17 protein-coding genes and 1 tRNA gene are annotated in these 14,589 nt (G+C 53.7%); 8 read left to right on the forward strand and 10 right to left on the reverse strand.

From position 1 onward, the window contains the following. Window positions 1-23: 23 nt before the first annotated feature. Both ACZ47M_RS06960 and ACZ47M_RS06965 read right to left on the reverse strand, forming a co-directional pair. Window positions 24-227 (reverse strand): 30S ribosomal protein S17e, encoded by a 204-nt coding sequence (locus tag ACZ47M_RS06960; protein WP_315342514.1) that lies wholly within the window; start codon window positions 225-227, stop codon window positions 24-26. Between the two features lie 67 nt (window positions 228-294). Continuing rightward, window positions 295-1,533 (reverse strand): amidohydrolase family protein, encoded by a 1,239-nt coding sequence (locus ACZ47M_RS06965; protein WP_315342513.1) that lies wholly within the window; start codon window positions 1,531-1,533, stop codon window positions 295-297. 245 nt (window positions 1,534-1,778) lie between these two features. Between ACZ47M_RS06965 and asnS the strand changes: the two genes are divergently transcribed. Continuing rightward, entirely contained in the window at window positions 1,779-3,071 is a 1,293-nt protein-coding gene (gene asnS / locus ACZ47M_RS06970) for an asparagine--tRNA ligase (protein ID WP_315342639.1), read from the forward strand. A 368-nt stretch (window positions 3,072-3,439) separates the two neighbouring features. On the opposite strand, the gene ACZ47M_RS06975 is transcribed toward asnS, so the two are convergent. Beyond that, window positions 3,440-3,517 (reverse strand) — tRNA-Val (locus ACZ47M_RS06975). Window positions 3,518-3,615: 98 nt separating this feature from the next. Between ACZ47M_RS06975 and ACZ47M_RS06980 the strand changes: the two genes are divergently transcribed. Continuing rightward, the gene (locus ACZ47M_RS06980; RefSeq protein WP_315342637.1) at window positions 3,616-4,107 is read left to right on the forward strand and encodes an HIT family protein; all 492 of its coding nucleotides are present in this window, start codon (window positions 3,616-3,618) and stop codon (window positions 4,105-4,107) included. A gap of 69 nt (window positions 4,108-4,176) precedes the next feature. Here the strand turns inward: ACZ47M_RS06980 and ACZ47M_RS06985 are convergent, their stop codons facing one another. After that, on the reverse strand, window positions 4,177-5,373 hold the full coding sequence (locus tag ACZ47M_RS06985) for a pyridoxal phosphate-dependent aminotransferase (RefSeq protein ID WP_315342635.1): 1,197 nt from the start codon (window positions 5,371-5,373) through the stop codon (window positions 4,177-4,179). Between the two features lie 104 nt (window positions 5,374-5,477). Between ACZ47M_RS06985 and ACZ47M_RS06990 the strand changes: the two genes are divergently transcribed. Both ACZ47M_RS06990 and ACZ47M_RS06995 read left to right on the forward strand, forming a co-directional pair. After that, complete coding sequence (locus tag ACZ47M_RS06990) at window positions 5,478-5,732, forward strand: hypothetical protein (RefSeq protein ID WP_010478798.1); 255 nt, start codon at window positions 5,478-5,480, stop codon at window positions 5,730-5,732. Next, window positions 5,729-6,313 (forward strand): LysO family transporter, encoded by a 585-nt coding sequence (locus ACZ47M_RS06995; RefSeq protein ID WP_315342509.1) that lies wholly within the window; start codon window positions 5,729-5,731, stop codon window positions 6,311-6,313. Before ACZ47M_RS06990 ends, ACZ47M_RS06995 begins: the two co-directional genes overlap by 4 nt. Before the next feature lie 11 nt (window positions 6,314-6,324). On the opposite strand, the gene ACZ47M_RS07000 is transcribed toward ACZ47M_RS06995, so the two are convergent. The 5 genes from ACZ47M_RS07000 to ACZ47M_RS07020 form a co-directional block, all read right to left on the reverse strand. Next, window positions 6,325-6,894: a glucose-6-phosphate isomerase gene (locus ACZ47M_RS07000; RefSeq protein ID WP_315342633.1), complete on the reverse strand. Its 570-nt coding sequence runs from the start codon at window positions 6,892-6,894 to the stop codon at window positions 6,325-6,327. A 65-nt stretch (window positions 6,895-6,959) separates the two neighbouring features. Further along, entirely contained in the window at window positions 6,960-7,523 is a 564-nt protein-coding gene (locus ACZ47M_RS07005) for a zinc metalloprotease (RefSeq protein WP_315342508.1), read from the reverse strand. Continuing rightward, window positions 7,520-7,708 carry a KH domain-containing protein gene (locus ACZ47M_RS07010; protein ID WP_315342506.1) on the reverse strand — a complete coding sequence of 63 codons (189 nt, stop codon included), beginning with the start codon at window positions 7,706-7,708 and terminating at the stop codon, window positions 7,520-7,522. The genes ACZ47M_RS07005 and ACZ47M_RS07010 overlap by 4 nt, the downstream gene beginning before the upstream one ends. A 51-nt stretch (window positions 7,709-7,759) precedes the next feature. After that, on the reverse strand, window positions 7,760-8,425 hold the full coding sequence (locus ACZ47M_RS07015) for a TraB domain-containing protein (protein ID WP_315342505.1): 666 nt from the start codon (window positions 8,423-8,425) through the stop codon (window positions 7,760-7,762). Next, a complete protein-coding gene (locus ACZ47M_RS07020; RefSeq protein WP_315342503.1) occupies window positions 8,422-9,357 on the reverse strand; it encodes a ribonuclease Z in 936 nt (311 codons plus the stop codon). Before ACZ47M_RS07020 ends, ACZ47M_RS07015 begins: the two co-directional genes overlap by 4 nt. Before the next feature lie 85 nt (window positions 9,358-9,442). On the opposite strand from ACZ47M_RS07020, the gene ACZ47M_RS07025 reads away from it, so the two are divergent. The 4 genes from ACZ47M_RS07025 (at window position 9,443) to rnhB (ending at window position 12,850) form a co-directional block, all read left to right on the forward strand. Continuing rightward, a complete protein-coding gene (locus ACZ47M_RS07025) occupies window positions 9,443-10,408 on the forward strand; it encodes a tetratricopeptide repeat protein (RefSeq protein WP_315342631.1) in 966 nt (321 codons plus the stop codon). A 134-nt stretch (window positions 10,409-10,542) separates the two neighbouring features. Further along, entirely contained in the window at window positions 10,543-11,355 is an 813-nt protein-coding gene (locus tag ACZ47M_RS07030) for a metal ABC transporter ATP-binding protein (protein ID WP_315342501.1), read from the forward strand. After that, entirely contained in the window at window positions 11,352-12,173 is an 822-nt protein-coding gene (locus tag ACZ47M_RS07035) for a metal ABC transporter permease (RefSeq protein WP_315342500.1), read from the forward strand. Before ACZ47M_RS07030 ends, ACZ47M_RS07035 begins: the two co-directional genes overlap by 4 nt. Before the next feature lie 2 nt (window positions 12,174-12,175). Further along, a complete protein-coding gene (gene rnhB, locus ACZ47M_RS07040) occupies window positions 12,176-12,850 on the forward strand; it encodes a ribonuclease HII (protein ID WP_315342498.1) in 675 nt (224 codons plus the stop codon). Here rnhB and ACZ47M_RS07045 read toward each other — a convergent pair. Beyond that, window positions 12,847-14,586, reverse strand: coding sequence for a dolichyl-phosphate-mannose--protein mannosyltransferase (locus tag ACZ47M_RS07045; protein ID WP_315342497.1), 1,740 nt, complete (start codon window positions 14,584-14,586; stop codon window positions 12,847-12,849). The two genes, rnhB and ACZ47M_RS07045, sit on opposite strands and share 4 nt — an antisense overlap. Window positions 14,587-14,589: the final 3 nt, after the last annotated feature.

Below are 14,589 nucleotides of genomic sequence, written 5' to 3' on the forward strand. Positions count from 1 at the left end.
GCGGGAAGAAAAGAAGGCTTAGGTTAGAGTATCTTGCCTTCCTCCTTCATCCTCACGAGCCTGGTTATATAGCCCGCTATCCTGTTCCTGATGGTTTTGCTCTGAACCGTGGTGAGCTCCTGAACCATCTTCTTGTTGTGCTCAAAGTCCCTTGTGAACTTATCCGGATAGCGGTCAAACAGCTCGCGAGCAACCCTCTTGATGAAAGTCTGCTTAATGTTCCCCATTTCGATCCCTCCGTTGTCTTGACCGAAACCATAGCCAGATTCAGGCACTCATTTTAAAACTTTTCCCTCAGGGGAGAAGCTCCTCCAGTCTCTTTCCAAGCCTCACAAAGTAACCTCTCTCATAGACCACCTCCCCGTTAACAAGGACCGCCTCCACGTCGCTTCCCCTGGCTGAATGGATAAGATTAGAGTATGGATTCTCCGGAGGGGTGAACCACGGCTTTCTACCGTTTATCAGCAGAAGATCCGCGAGGTAGCCCGGCCTGATCAGGCCGGCGGCAATGCCCAAAGCCCTGGCCCCGTTAACCGTCGCCAGCCCCAAAACTTCCCTGGCGGAGATAGAATGGGGCTTTCTTGACATCAGGTTTGAGAACAGGGCCGTGCACCTTATTTCCGCAAACATGTCGATGGAGCCGACGGGGTTGGGAGAATCGGTTCCAAGGGCCACGTTAAGGCCGAGCTCCACCAACTGGAGAAGATTTACCGTTTTTGCTTCCAGTTCAACGTTGCTGGAGGGACAGTGGACAAGGGTAGAACCGGAGGAAGAAAGCGCTTTCATTTCGTTCTCTGACAGGTAAACGCCGTGGACACCAATGAGGCGCCCGTTGAGAGCGCCCGCCCTGTGCAGGAACTCAACTGGCTTCAGGTTGTACCTTCTGCGGAGTTCCCTCACCTCCCCTCTGCTCTGGGCCAAATGTATGTGAACCCTGCCATCTTTCTCCTCGGAAACTCCCGAAATCTCGGACATCAGTTCCAGGCTTACCGTGTTGGTTGCATGGGGCGCAAGGGTTGGGACAACAAGATCGCTCCTTCCGTGCCATCTCCTGAAAAACCTGAATCCCTCCTCCGGAGCGGCGTGTGGAAAATCCACGAGATCCATTACCGTGTGCCCTACAAAAGCCCTGATACCTATCTTTTCGGCCGTTTGGGCTATTTCTTCAGCAAAAAAGTAGTGGTCATTTATTGTGGTTGAGCCGTTTGCAAGGGCTTCCGCCATTCCAAGGAGGGCCCAGTTCCGTATTTCCTCTCTGGTCCATTCCCTTTCCATCGGCCAGATTATCTTTTCAAGCCATTCCTGAGTTGGCATGCTTTCACCGAGGCCCCTAAACCTGGCCATCGCCACATGGGTGTGAGCGTTGATCAACCCGGGCATCACAAAGAACCCTCTCCCGCCGTAAACCCTCTCAACGTCCTCACCAACCCTCTCAGCGGGCACAACTCCAGCTATTTTGTTGCCCTCCACCAAAACGGCGTGATCCGGCAGTACCTTTTCGGCGTCGACTACGGTTCCAACCAGGGCCAGCACTCCCAACCACCCTATGTTGTATTGACAACCCCCTGATTAAACCTTTTGTCGTTTTGTCGTCCAAAGGCCCAAAGGATTTAAATTCCTTGATCACAGAGGGGATACCATGCCCCCAGTAGTTGAGATAAACTGCAGAACCACGGTACTTTTGCTCTGGCTTAATTGACGTTCTCCCAGATACTCCCGTCTGAACCGGATTAGTTAGCGTTATAAACCCGAGTTCAAAGCCTTCGGAGGTGGTAACTGTGATTGATAAGGTTTACTGCGCCGGTGTTAAGCCCGAGATGGAGGGCAAGAGGGTTAAACTGGCTGGCTGGGTTTACAGGAAAAGGGAAGTTGGAAAGAAGGTTTTCATAGTCCTCCGCGACTCAAGCGGGATAATCCAGACGGTATTTGATGAGGAGCTCGGTGGAGAAGCCTACGCCCTGGCCAAAAAAGTCGGAATCGAGTCCAGCGTCATCATAGAGGGGACGATTAAGGCAGATCCGCGCGCCCCCAACGGTGTGGAGGTTCAGGCGGACAGGATAGAGGTCATCCAGAACGTGGATGCCTTTCCAATAACGAAGGATGCAAGCGAGGAGTTCCTGCTCGACGTCAGGCACCTCCACCTCCGCTCTCCAAAGGTAGCGGCCATAATGAAGGTTAAAGGCACGATGATGCAAGCAGCTAGGGAATGGCTCCTTCAGGACGGCTGGTACGAGGTCTTTCCGCCGATACTGGTTACGGGGGCAGTTGAAGGCGGTGCCACGCTCTTCAAGCTCAATTACTTCGACAGGACAGCTTACCTCAGCCAGTCGGCCCAGCTCTACCTTGAGGCGGCGATTTTTGGCCTCGAAAAGGTCTGGAGCCTCACGCCGAGCTTCAGGGCCGAGAAGAGCAGGACGAGGAGGCATCTAACCGAGTTCTGGCACCTCGAGCTTGAGGCCGCCTGGATGGACCTCCGGGACATAATGAAGGTAGAGGAGGAGCTGGTAAGCTACATGGTGCAGAGAACCCTGGAGCTCAGGAAGAACGAGATTGAGCTCTACAGGAAGGATTTAACCACCCTCAAGAACACGGTTCCCCCGTTCCCAAGGATAAGCTACGATGAAGCCATCGACATACTCCAGAGCAAGGGCGTCAACATTGAATGGGGCGATGACATGGGGGCGGATGAGGAGAGGATCCTAACGGAGGAGTTCGAGAGCCCGTTCTTTGTCTACGGCTATCCAAAGCACATCAAGGCCTTCTACATGAAGGAAGACCCGAGCGACCCGAGGAAGGTTCTCGCCGCTGACATGCTCGCCCCAGAAGGCTACGGCGAGGTTATTGGCGGCTCCCAGCGTGAGGACGATTACAACAAGCTGGTGCAGAGAATCCTTGATGAGGGCATGAAGCCTGAGGACTACCAGTGGTACCTCGACCTGAGGAAGTACGGTAGCGTTCCCCACAGCGGCTTCGGCCTCGGCCTGGAGAGGCTCGTGGCCTGGGTTCTCAAGCTCGACCACGTGAGGTGGGCGACCCTCTTCCCGAGGACGCCGAGCAGGCTGTATCCATGAGCCCTCTGCTTGCAAAGCACTCGCAGGGTTTTCTCCTTTTTATTCATGCTTCCTCACGCCCGAAGGCACTTGGAAAGTGGCTTTCCGCCGTCCGCTAAGGAGGCCTGAACGATGGTGAAAGAGCGAAGGCGTCCTCCGTTGAGGCATAATAAGCGGAAGTCTCTATGAGAAGGGCCCTTAAACCGTTTCAGCTTTTAAAACGACGCGTATTTTCCGCCAGCGCTTTGCAAAAAAGGCTTATTTGGGGGTTGTGGGGGCGTTAGCCCCCCCAGTAGTTTAAGAAAAAACGGGGTTGTGGGGCGAAGCCCCACTCAGGGGGTTTGAGAGTACAGAGAGATAAGGGGGCGGAGCCCCCTTGTCTTTCGTTGTGGTGGGCCCGCGGGGGTTCGAACCCCGGACCTCCGCCGTGTGAGGGCGGCGTCATAACCAGTCTAGACCACGGGCCCATCCCGTCCAATGGAACGGGGACGCCGTTATAAATTTTTCGTCATCCCACCGCGGAAACTTTTTAACCCTCCCATCCTTCACCCCCGGGGTGAGGGGCTTGAAAACCCTGTGGGCACCATGGAGGATAGAGTACATACGCTCACCGAAGCATAAAGGCTGTATATTCTGCGACTTCCCGAAGGAGAACAGGGACAGGGAGAGGCTCATCCTCTACCGCGGGGAGCACAGTTTTGTGATAATGAACAACTACCCCTACAACCCGGGCCACGTCATGATAGCTCCCTACCGGCACGTCGGGAAGTGGGAGGACCTCACAGATGAGGAACTCCTCGAAATAATGAAGCTCTCCCAGCTCATGATAAAGGCCATAAGGAAAGCCATGAACCCGGACGGCTTTAACCTCGGGGTTAACCTCGGCCGCGTTGCCGGGGCTGGGATAGATGACCACGTTCACCTCCACATCGTCCCGCGCTGGAACGGTGATACGAACTTCATGCCCGTAATAGCGGACACAAAGGTCATCCCAGAATCTTTGGAAGAAGCCTACGACGAGCTGAAAAAGGCGATAGAAGAAGTTCTAAAGGAATAGCAAGGGCCTCGGGAGGGGGTGGCCTTCAGCACTTCTCAGTGCCGGGCCAACCCCACAGACCTCTTCCCTTTAGCTGAGCCTCTTTCTCATGAACTCCTCGAACCTGTCCATTGCCTCCTCAAGTATCTCCACCGGTGGTAAGAAGACTATCCTGAAGTGCCATTCCCCGGCCCTTCCAAACCCGGAACCATGGACGAAGAGAACGTGCGCCTGGTGGAGAACGTCGAGGACAAACTCCTTGTCGCTCTTCCACTTCGAGCGCTCCTCTATCCTCGGGAAGATGTAGAAGGCTCCCTGGGGCTTCTGGGTGCTTATCCCCGGAATCTCCGTGAGGCGCTTGTAGATGTAGTCCCTCCTCTCGCGGAGCTTTTTCATGTATTCTTCAAGGTAATCCATCGGGCCGGTTAGGCCTGCTATGGCAGCCAACTGGGCCGGTGTGCTCGGGCATATTCTTATACGCGTGAGCCTGTCTATGGCTTCCCTGACTTCAGCGAGCTTATCCTCCGGGTCAACGTAGTAGAAGTAGCCCAAACGCCAGCCAGTTGCGAAGTAGACTTTGGAGAGGCCGTTCATGACTATTACCGGAACGTCCTTGGTGAGGGAGCCGGGGGAAACGTGCTTTCCTTCGTAGGTCATGAGGTCGTATATCTCGTCGCTTATAACGGGCAAATCGTACTCCCCCGCAAGGTCGAGGATTTCCTTGAGGGTCTTCTTCTCGTAGAGAGCCCCGGTCGGGTTGTTGGGGTTTATCACGGCTATAGCCTTCGTCCTCTCGTTTATGCGCTTTCTCATGTCCTCTATGTCCGGTTGCCAGCCGTTCTCCTCTATCGTCTCGTACTCGTTGGGGATTCCTCCGTAGAACTTGACGAGGCCCGTGTAGGGCGGATAACTCGGACTCGGGACAAGTATGTTGTCGCCCGGGTCAAGGAGACCACCGAATATGAGCTGGAGCGCCTCGGTAACGGCCGCGGTAACGCGGACGTCGTCAGGGGTTATGTCAACGCCGTTCTTTCTCTTCTCACGCTGGACGACTGCCTCTCTCATCTCCAGGAGGCCCTCGCTTGGCCCGTAGTAGTTGTGACCCTCCCTTAGGGCGCGGCAGTAGGCTTCAATCATGTGCTCCGGCGGCTGGAAGTCGTACTTGCCAGGATCCCCTATGTTGAGGCTGATGACCTTTATCCCCTTCTTTTCAAGCTCCCTGGCCGGAAGAACAACGTCCCTTATCGCGTACTCAACGCCCATGGCCCTTTCAGATGGACGAATCATTTCAATCACCACCTTAATGATGAGAGACCCTTCATAAAACTTTTTCGTAGCCCTGAATCAGCTGAGAGCGCAAACTTTTATAATACCCCCGCGAACTGTTCAACATGAACATCCTAATCCCGCTTCTCATCGGTTTCGCGGTAGGGCGCGCACTGCTGGCCAGCGAATCCCTTAGAGGGATGAAGCTGGACTCACTCCTCAGTGCGACGGTTCTCCTCTTGGTGTTCCTCATGGGGATCGAGGCCGGGAAGGTTGAGATCGCCGCCGGCTGGCTTGCCCTCTCATCCATTCTCCTGGCGGCTCTAACTTCCGCCGGTAGTGTTCTCCTTGGCTTCCTCGCCTGGAGGTGGTTGAAGTGAACCGCTTCCCGGTAATGGTCATTGCCTCTCTCTCACTCGGTTTCATAGCGGGCAGGATTTTGTCCCCAGACCTTGGAAACCTCTACGAGTGGGTTCTCTATGCCCTGATTTTTCTGATCGGCGTTGATCTCGGGAAGGGGCTGGACTTTAACGCCCTCCGGAAGTCGGGGAGCTTAGGCGTGTTTCTGGCCATCACAACCATTCTGGGCTCCATCGCAGGGGCCCTCCTCGCAGGGCTTTTCCTGGGCATCCCCCCAAGGTACGCCTCCGCCATAGGGGCCGGCTGCGGCTGGTACTCGATAACCGGTCCAATAATAGCCCAGTATTCTGCCATCTACGGCACACTGGGCTTCCTTGCCAATCTCCTCAGGGAAATTCTCACAGTAATCCTGTACCCGTTCTCGGTCAGGTTGATTCCCCCAGAGGTGGGCCTCACCATGGGCGGAGCAACCACAATGGACACGACGCTTGGAATAATAACCAGGGCCGGTGGAAAGGAGATAGCTCTAATTGCGTTTGTCCACGGCTTCGTTATAACCATGGTCGTGCCTATCCTGCTCCCCCTAATATTGGGAAGGTAAAGAGAAAAGGCTCACTTCTTCCAGCGCGGGTTGTTCACTACCTTAACTTCCCCGTTCTCCTCGATAACAATCTTGGAGAAGCCCTTCTCGGCTATGCTCCCGTAGTCGTGGCCGGCGTCGGCAGGGTAAACCGCCAGGAAGATGAACGGCTCGTTGCCAGTGTTCACAGTCCTGTGGGCCCAGTAGGGCGGGACGTAAACGACGGTTCCAGGGCCCATGGGTATCCACTCGGCCTTCCCTTCCGGCGTCTGGAGGAGCATTCCCCCCTTCCCCCTGATGCCGTAGTATATCTCCGCCCTGTCGGCCTTCGCGTGGGAGTGGCCCTTCGTGAAGAAGAACTCCTTACCGACCTTGCCCGGGTAGAGGACTGTGGTCGCAAAGTTGAGGTCGCCGTCATTCTCTTCCTGCTCTATGGCGTAGACCTCATAAACGACCGGGTCTTCCCTGAGGAGCTCGTTGTAGGCCTTCTCGTCGAGGAAATAGCCCTTCAAACTGCTGAGCCTCCTGACGAGCTTTTGGGCCCCCGGAATGACGCCGGTTTCGAGGTCTATGTCAACACCGAGCGGTTTCTTGTACTCCATCGGCATCACCGGGATAAGATACGCCAGGCCCTATTTAACCTTTCCCTTCTGTATCACCAGCGGTGTTATACGAGTACACTGAGGGTGTACGCTGTTCCCACGGCCACCGCCCAGTAGCCGGCGTTCCACCTCAGAACCTTGTAACCGTCGAGGGGAGGTACCGGCCAGAGGTTGAAGAACGCCAGTCCGAAGTTAACCGAGGCTGTTATTCCCAGGATTACCCGTATTGCTCCCCTGGTGGCCTGAATCAGGAGAAGTGACACTATGCCAACCGCCATGTTGGTTGCCGGGCCGGCCAGGGCTATCTTCCCGAAGGCCTCCCTGTCCGCGAGCATATAAGGAGCGTAGATCTGGACTGCACCGAGGGCCGCGAATATCCAAGCGCTCCCGGTTAGAGCTCTGGTAAGCAGGCCTAAAGCCAGGGCTATGACTATCCCTGTGTCCCATCTCTTGTAGTACGCCCGATAGCCGTACCGCCCGGCCACCTGCCTGTGGGCGAGCTCGTGGAAGATGAAAGCCGTCAGGACTGCCAGTGAGACGTAGGGCATGTTTCTTATGTCAAAGTTTGAGAAAAGGAGCAGGAGCACGAGAAAAGATATTGCGAGGTCCTCGACTTCGCTGGGGTTCATCTGGCTTTCACCTCAATTTTCTTGCCGAGCACAAGTTCGGCCGCTTTCACTGCCGCCCCCCCAGTTCCAACGGCTATTCTAACCTGGTCAGCCGGGACATAGACGATTATCTTATCCCCCTCGTACTCAACATCCAGTATCTCGACGTTGAGCATTCTCTTGAGCTTTTTGAAAGTCTCGTCCATGGCTCTCCCCGGGAGGATATTGATGGGGGTTATAAAAGCTTCACGGTGAGCTCAATCGAAAGCCGAATTCAGGAGGCGCTCAATGCCCTCCCTGTGCCCCAGGCCAACAACGGCAACTACCTTTGGCTTCCTGGTTACGGCGAGGAGATTCCTGACTATCGAGACAAGGTTCCTCGCCATGATTGCGTTTCGCTCCTCCACCAGAACCCTGTAGAGGTAGGGATATCTCCTTCGAAACTCGAGGGTCATCCACCGGTAATCTTCCATAGGGCTGGCAAGCGTTTCCGCCCCATCAACCCGGGGTAAAAACACCGAAAAGCCCTCCAGGAGGAGAAGTAACTTTTCCCTCCGTGGGGCGGCAAGGATTTTTGTCAGAATTGTTCTGATGTCCTCATCGATAAGGTACAGAGGAATCCCCATTTCCCTGGCGGCTTTCACAGCCGCGATCATTTCACCGCCAGGTTCCATTCCAAACTCCCTTCCGAGAATCTCCTCAAACTTCGTCAATAGATACCCAACCAACCCACCCCGGCCGAGTTTAAGGCTCGTTACGAAGTCTGCCCTCTCTCCGGAGAGAAGGGAGTGGAGGCGAAGGGGATCAAGTTCGACCGCTACGGCAGTGGGCCTTTCCTTTTTTATCGCAGAAACAACCTCCTCCCTGCTGAGGGGAGAGACGTGCATCGTCCCTATCACCTTCACGTAGCGCAGGTAGTTCATAACGCTCCCTCCAGGACGTTTCTGAGCTCCCAATGGTCAGATTCAACTGTCAAAAGATCGAAATCTTTTGGGACTATAAAGTCCACGTCGCACAGTTCGGTGGCTTTGGACAGGTATTCGCCATAGGAATAGCGAAAGGCCCTGTGGAAGAGGGCGAGGAGTTTTACCTTTGCCCTTTTTGCCACTTCACAGGCCTCCTCGACTGTGGAATGATAGCTCTCCCCCCTATCCTCAGGAGTTAGGTAAGTTGCGTCATGAATAAGGAGATCAGCTTTCTCGGAGAAGAGGGCCACCCTTTTACAGGGTGCCGTATCGCCGGTGTAAACCAGTTTAACGCCCCTTCTCCGGGGCCCAGTCACGTCCTCCAGGCGGATGATCCTGCCGTTCAACTCGATTTGACCCTCGCGCTCGAGCTTCCCAAGTAATGGCCCGGGTTCCAGCCCATAAACCTTTAACTTTTCAGGAAGGAACTTCCCGCGCCTGTCCTCCTCCTTGAATACGTAGCCAAGGGCCGGAATCCCGTGTTTAACTCTGAAACTCCATATTTCATACCCATCGAACTTCAGCCTGGCCTCTCCGAGTTCGTGGACGTAGATATCAAAGGCGGGCCCAAAAAAGCCGCTGTTAATAAAGTTCTGGACGAACTCAAAGGTGTGCTCTGGCCCATAGATGTGAAGGGGTTTTTTTCTGTTCCAGAGGTTCATGGTCTGGAGAAGCCCCCCGAGACCGAGGTAGTGGTCACCGTGGAAGTGGGTTATGAATATCTTATCTATCTTCATCGGGCTGAGCTTTGCGACGTTCATCTGCCGGATTGTTCCCTCCCCGGCGTCAAAGAGCAGGATTTCACCCCCATACCTCACCGCTATTGAGGGAACGTTCCGCTCCCGGTTCGGCATTATGCCTCCAGTACCGAGAAAGTAAATCTGCACCATGTTCGAAAATCCCCTTGCCGTCTTAAAAGCTCTGCCCCCGGAAAGAGTTAAAACCTGCAGGTCGTAGATTCTACCGGTGAAACAAATGGAAGAAATCATGAGGGCTATTGAAGGAGGAGAGGTAAAGAAACTCGCCAGCCTTCTCTACTACAAGGCGGACGAACTAAGCGACGAGCAGCTCGGGGATGTCCTTAAAAAGGCCGAAGAGCTGGCCCTGGAAAAAAAGGACTACGAACTTTACAAGCTGGTTGTCTACTACTACCACGAGTTCCTTGGGGTGGACAAGATAAGCGAGTTTGAGGGGCTGGCAGAAAGGGAGGGCTCGTTCGAAGCTAAGTTCCACCTGGCCGACCTTTATTTCCTCCTCGGAGAACTTGAGAAAAGTCTCGCCCTGTATCAGTCTCTCTTAGAGGAGGAGATAACCAAAGGAAACACCGGGCACGTTGCAGAGATATACTACAACATGGCACTGATTCAGGAGGAGCTTCAGGACTACGAAAAGGCCTACGAACTTCTTGAACTGGCGGAAAAGAAGTACGAAGAGCTGAAAGACGAGGGAAAGATTCTTCACATACAGGTCTACAAAGCCTACGTGAAGTTCGAAATGGGGAACATCTACGATGCTAAGGCCACGCTCGGCTCTCTACTTCCGAGGGTGGTTGAGACGGGAAACAACGCCCTCCTGGCCGAGATACACCTCACCTTTGAGGAGATATTCGAGGAAAAAGATAACTACGAGGCGGCGCTCCAGGAGTGCCTGTACGCAATGCTGAGGGCCAGGGGGACGGAGTACTACGATGTCGCCTTCGATGCGCTGTTCGATGTTCTGTGGCAGCTCTTCCTTGAGGACAACTTTGAGACTGTATACAACAACATAGACATGTTTAAGAACGCGTTTCCGGAACTGGCGGAGTTCTTTGAGGGTGTTAAGTACCTGGCCCTCTTCAGGGACGGAAAAGTTGAAGAAGAAAAGCTCCGGGAAATCCTTGAACAGATCAAGGACAGGAGACTGTTAGACCTCCTGGAGTCCCTTGGTGAGGCGGAGCTCTGAGGTCTCCTTCATTATCTTTCCCCGTGGAATCAGCCCATGGCCACCCCAATGTGACCAGCCGTTGTGTAATCATTTTGGCCTGGGGATAAGTTTATAAGCGCCTGCTTTTAAACCCAAAATCAGGGAGAACACGCATGAGCAGCAAGTCAGCCGAAAAAGCCGTAATCGCCAGGGATTTAGCGATATACTACAACTCCAAACCTGCCCTCGAAGGAGTTACATTTGACCTCAACGCAGGAGAAACTCTCTTACTACTGGGCCCGAACGGTGCAGGGAAAACCACCCTGCTGAAAACGATAGCAGGTTTTCACGACAAATACGAAGGTGTTCTACTGGTTTTTGGAAGAGAACCTGGGGAAAGCAGGGATCTAATCTCTTACGTCCCCCAGAGCTTCTCACTCAACGAAAAGGTGCCTCTCTCAGTGATAGAGGTAGTTGCCATGGGGGCGCTGTACAAATCCGGGATAATCCACAGAAAAATTCCCGAGGAGGTCATCAAAAAATCGGAAAGGGCCCTTTCCTTCGTTGGGCTTGATGACATGAAGGACAAACCCTTCAAGAATCTGAGCGGCGGACAGAAGCAGAGGGTTCTCCTGGCGAGGGCGCTGATAAGCGATCCAAGGCTACTCCTCCTGGATGAGCCGCTCTCGGCTTTGGACCTATCGGCCCGGGCCGAGATTGCGTTAGTTCTGAACAAGATCAAAAAGGAAAAGGGCATCTCCATGATAATAACAACCCACGACATAAACCCCCTCCTCGAGATAGGGGACTGGGTAATGCTCATAAACAGGAGAATGATGGCTTTCGGTCGTCCGGATGATGCACTGAGGGAGGAAATCATTAAGACAGTCTACGGCCCAACGGCCAAGGTAATAAAGGTCGAGGACATGCTGTACTGCCTTACCGGGGACTTCCATCTTCACCTCCCGGGGGGGAAGAAGCCATGATTCCGGAGTTCATAGCAAGGGCGGTAATAGCCAGCATCACGGTTAGCGTTCTACTGGGACTGCTAAGCCCGCTGATAAACATGAAGGGACTTGCCTTTCTAACCCATGCCCTATTCCATGCCCTCCTGTTGGGGGCAGTTTTGGGGATGATACTCGGACTTCTACTAAACAACTACGCGTTGGTAACTTTTGTGGCGATGCTGGTGACTCTGGTGATAGTTTTGACAATAGCCCACCTGGAGCACACAGGCTTTTCCCCGGATTCCTCGGTTGGGATAGTGGCCAGCTTTGTTGCCGGACTGACGGTTCTGGGATTTGGGGTGCTCTACAAGGTCATGGCAACCAGGCCGTATTACCCCCTAAACCAAAACGTCGTCTCTTACCTGACGGGTGAGCTCTTTCTAATCAGCTCCAGAGACCTTGAGATACTGAGCGCAGGAGGCTTTTTGATAACCCTCCTTATGCTCCTGTTTTACCGCGATTTCCTATACCTGAGCTTCGATCCAGAGGGGATAGACAGCCACAGCGGGAATTCCAGGCTGTATTTAGCAATCCTCTATGTCATAGTCGGCATGACCGGAGCCCTCATAGTCCAGAGCGTTGGCCTGGTCACCCTTCAGGTTGTGGCCGTTCTTCCAGGGGCTATAGCTCTGATGTTAAGTGATAACATCAGAAAGATACTCGCCATCAGCCTGCTGGTTACCCTCACGGTTCAGCTCGTTTCGATTGGAACGGCTTACTTTACGGCCATTCCGCCCAGCGGAATAGCCACGATACTGCTGGGCCTGATATACGGGGCACTGCTCACGAGGAGATGAAAATGGGGAAGAAAATTGCGGGAATAGACGAAGCCGGAAGGGGGCCTGTAATCGGTCCGATGGTTATTGCGGCAGTTGTTTTTGACGAGGATAGCATATCCAACCTGAAAGCACTTGGGGTTAGAGACTCGAAAAAGCTGACCCCCAAGAGAAGAGAAAAACTCTTCGATGAAATCCTCAGGATAGCGGACGATTACGTTATCCTCGAGCTCTCCCCGGAGGAGATAGATTCCAGAGAAGGAACGCTCAACGAATTCGAGGTGAACAACTTCGTAAAGGCCCTCAACTCCCTCAAAGTTAAACCGGACGTTATCTACATAGACGCCGCGGATGTCAAGGAGGAGCGGTTTGGAGAAGAAATAGGGAAGTTCCTCAACTTTAGGGCCGAGATAATAGCGGAACACAGGGCCGACGACAAGTTCCCTCCAGTTTCGGCCGCTTCGATACTGGCAAAAGTCACCCGCGACAGGGCGATAGAACGGCTCAGGGAGGAGTACGGCGAGATAGGGAGCGGATACCCCAGTGATCCAAGGACGAGAGAGTTTTTGATGGGCTACTACAAAGAGCACGGAGAGTTCCCACCAATAGTCAGAAGGACATGGGAGACCCTCAAAAAGATCAAAGTGGCTGAACAGCCTAGCATAGAGGAGTTTTTGAAGGGGAAAAGAAAGAACTAACCGGACTTCCTTGGGAGTCCCCCTTCTCTAGTTCGGATTGAAGTCTTCTTTGGCTTTCTAACGCCTTCTCTGGCCCAGATGGTCGGTGGGAACGGGAAGGAAGGCACATGAACCCCTCCAAGGATTTTCTGGCTCTTTCTGAGGTTATTCTCAGCGTATTCAACAAAGCGCTTCACCTTTAGGACTCTGCCGAGCCAGAGGAGGTAGGTGAGAAGGGACTCCTCGAAGGCCTCCCACTTTACAAGGTCGTAGAGGAACACGCCCATTATGACCGTCGCCTCGGGAACCAGGGCTGTGGCGTAGAAGCTGAACTGGGTTTTGCCGCCCATGGCGTACTGGAGGGCGAAGAGGAGGACAGTGCTCCAGAACACTCCAAAGGGTATAAGGGCACCTTCACCACGCCTCCTCCAGACGTAGGGAACCGCAAAGACAGCGACCACGGTGAAGAGCATAAGGGTTGGATTAGTGCTGGCAACTATATCGGGATTGAAGTGGAAGTGGAAGGGATTGGCGTTGTAGAACCATTCCCAGAAGGGGGACGTCCATGGGTTTTCACCCTTGTAGCTGAGGTGCCACTTGAAGCTTCCGAGGAAGTCCCTCAGCCACGGATCAAGGCCCTGAACCTTTATTATTGGGATCTCCGGGATCAGGAAGCCCAGGAGCGGAAGGAAAACTGCCACGGTAAAGAAATACGCTAAATCCCTTACCGCGTCTCTGCTTGAATACGAGAACTCTGCAAGGGCCACAGCAGTGAGGACAAGCAAAACCAGGAAGTAGCTTTTATCCCAGTAGGCGGCCCGGTACTCGGCGTAGGCAACTATCGTGCCTCCAATGAGCGCAGTTACGATTATTATCCTGGCGAGCTTCTTCCAGTCAACGCCCGGAGCGAGATCTCTAACCAGCTTCAGGAAGAAGATCGGATAACCAAAGGCACCGCTGACCTTGGAAGCTCCGGCAAGTCCAGCGGAGAATCCCGCGCCCATGTCCCATGAATAAACCAGGAGGAACACGAAGAGGGCAACAAAGAAGGCAACATAGATGTCCAGCATTGCGGTAACTGCGGTGGCCTGCAGGAGAGGATCAATGGCCGCGAAGAACAGGGCAATCAGGGAAGCGGTGTAACTGCGGGTTATTCTGTAAGCAGTCAGCAGAACGAGAAGCTGGAGAAGACCGTAGAGGATTATCCCGGGAATCCTCCATGCTATGGGTCTGTCCCCGCCGAGGATCATGGCCAGCATTATGAAATCCTTCCCGAGGAAGGGATGTTCAGTGTTGAGGTAGTTCTGTATCCCCTCAGCGTCGGGATACCTGAAGCCAGTAACTACGTAAAAGTTATCCTGCGGTATCTTTTCCTCCAGATAAGCGAGGAAATCGCCTAAGTTCTTCTGAGGAATCTCAAGGTACATTGCCGGGAACTTCTGGTAGTTAACCTTGGATGAGAAGTTGCCGTTAAATTTCAACATGGCGCCTTCGACCACGTACTGGTAGCGAAGCTTCGCCTCATTGTCCTTGAAGATCACGTTAACTCCCTCGTAGCCGTTGTGGACGTAATGCAACTGAAAGCCGAGCCTGTGAAGGACGTTCCGCGAAGCAGAGACGTACCAGACTTCATCTCCAACGTAGTCGACCAGGTCTGCCCTGGATGCGGTGCCGTAAGCGTACCAGAGGGAAGCCCCCATCATGCCGATGGCAAGAACAAGGAAAACAACGAATTTTATTTTGCCAGTCCGACCCATGTT

The organism is Thermococcus waiotapuensis (assembly GCF_055384795.1).

Coding starts and splice junctions, on each gene's coding strand:
- ACZ47M_RS06960 (WP_315342514.1), bottom strand. CDS start 227: ATGGGGAACATTAAGCAGACTTTCATCAAGAGGGTTGCTCGCGAGCTG.
- ACZ47M_RS06985 (WP_315342635.1), bottom strand. CDS start 5,373: ATGATTCGTCCATCTGAAAGGGCCATGGGCGTTGAGTACGCGATAAGG.
- ACZ47M_RS06990 (WP_010478798.1), top strand. CDS start 5,478: ATGAACATCCTAATCCCGCTTCTCATCGGTTTCGCGGTAGGGCGCGCA.
- ACZ47M_RS07000 (WP_315342633.1), bottom strand. CDS start 6,894: ATGGAGTACAAGAAACCGCTCGGTGTTGACATAGACCTCGAAACCGGC.
- ACZ47M_RS07005 (WP_315342508.1), bottom strand. CDS start 7,523: ATGAACCCCAGCGAAGTCGAGGACCTCGCAATATCTTTTCTCGTGCTC.
- ACZ47M_RS07010 (WP_315342506.1), bottom strand. CDS start 7,708: ATGGACGAGACTTTCAAAAAGCTCAAGAGAATGCTCAACGTCGAGATA.
- ACZ47M_RS07015 (WP_315342505.1), bottom strand. CDS start 8,425: ATGAACTACCTGCGCTACGTGAAGGTGATAGGGACGATGCACGTCTCT.
- ACZ47M_RS07020 (WP_315342503.1), bottom strand. CDS start 9,357: ATGGTGCAGATTTACTTTCTCGGTACTGGAGGCATAATGCCGAACCGG.
- ACZ47M_RS07025 (WP_315342631.1), top strand. CDS start 9,443: ATGGAAGAAATCATGAGGGCTATTGAAGGAGGAGAGGTAAAGAAACTC.
- ACZ47M_RS07030 (WP_315342501.1), top strand. CDS start 10,543: ATGAGCAGCAAGTCAGCCGAAAAAGCCGTAATCGCCAGGGATTTAGCG.
- ACZ47M_RS07035 (WP_315342500.1), top strand. CDS start 11,352: ATGATTCCGGAGTTCATAGCAAGGGCGGTAATAGCCAGCATCACGGTT.
- rnhB (WP_315342498.1), top strand. CDS start 12,176: ATGGGGAAGAAAATTGCGGGAATAGACGAAGCCGGAAGGGGGCCTGTA.
- ACZ47M_RS07045 (WP_315342497.1), bottom strand. CDS start 14,586: ATGGGTCGGACTGGCAAAATAAAATTCGTTGTTTTCCTTGTTCTTGCC.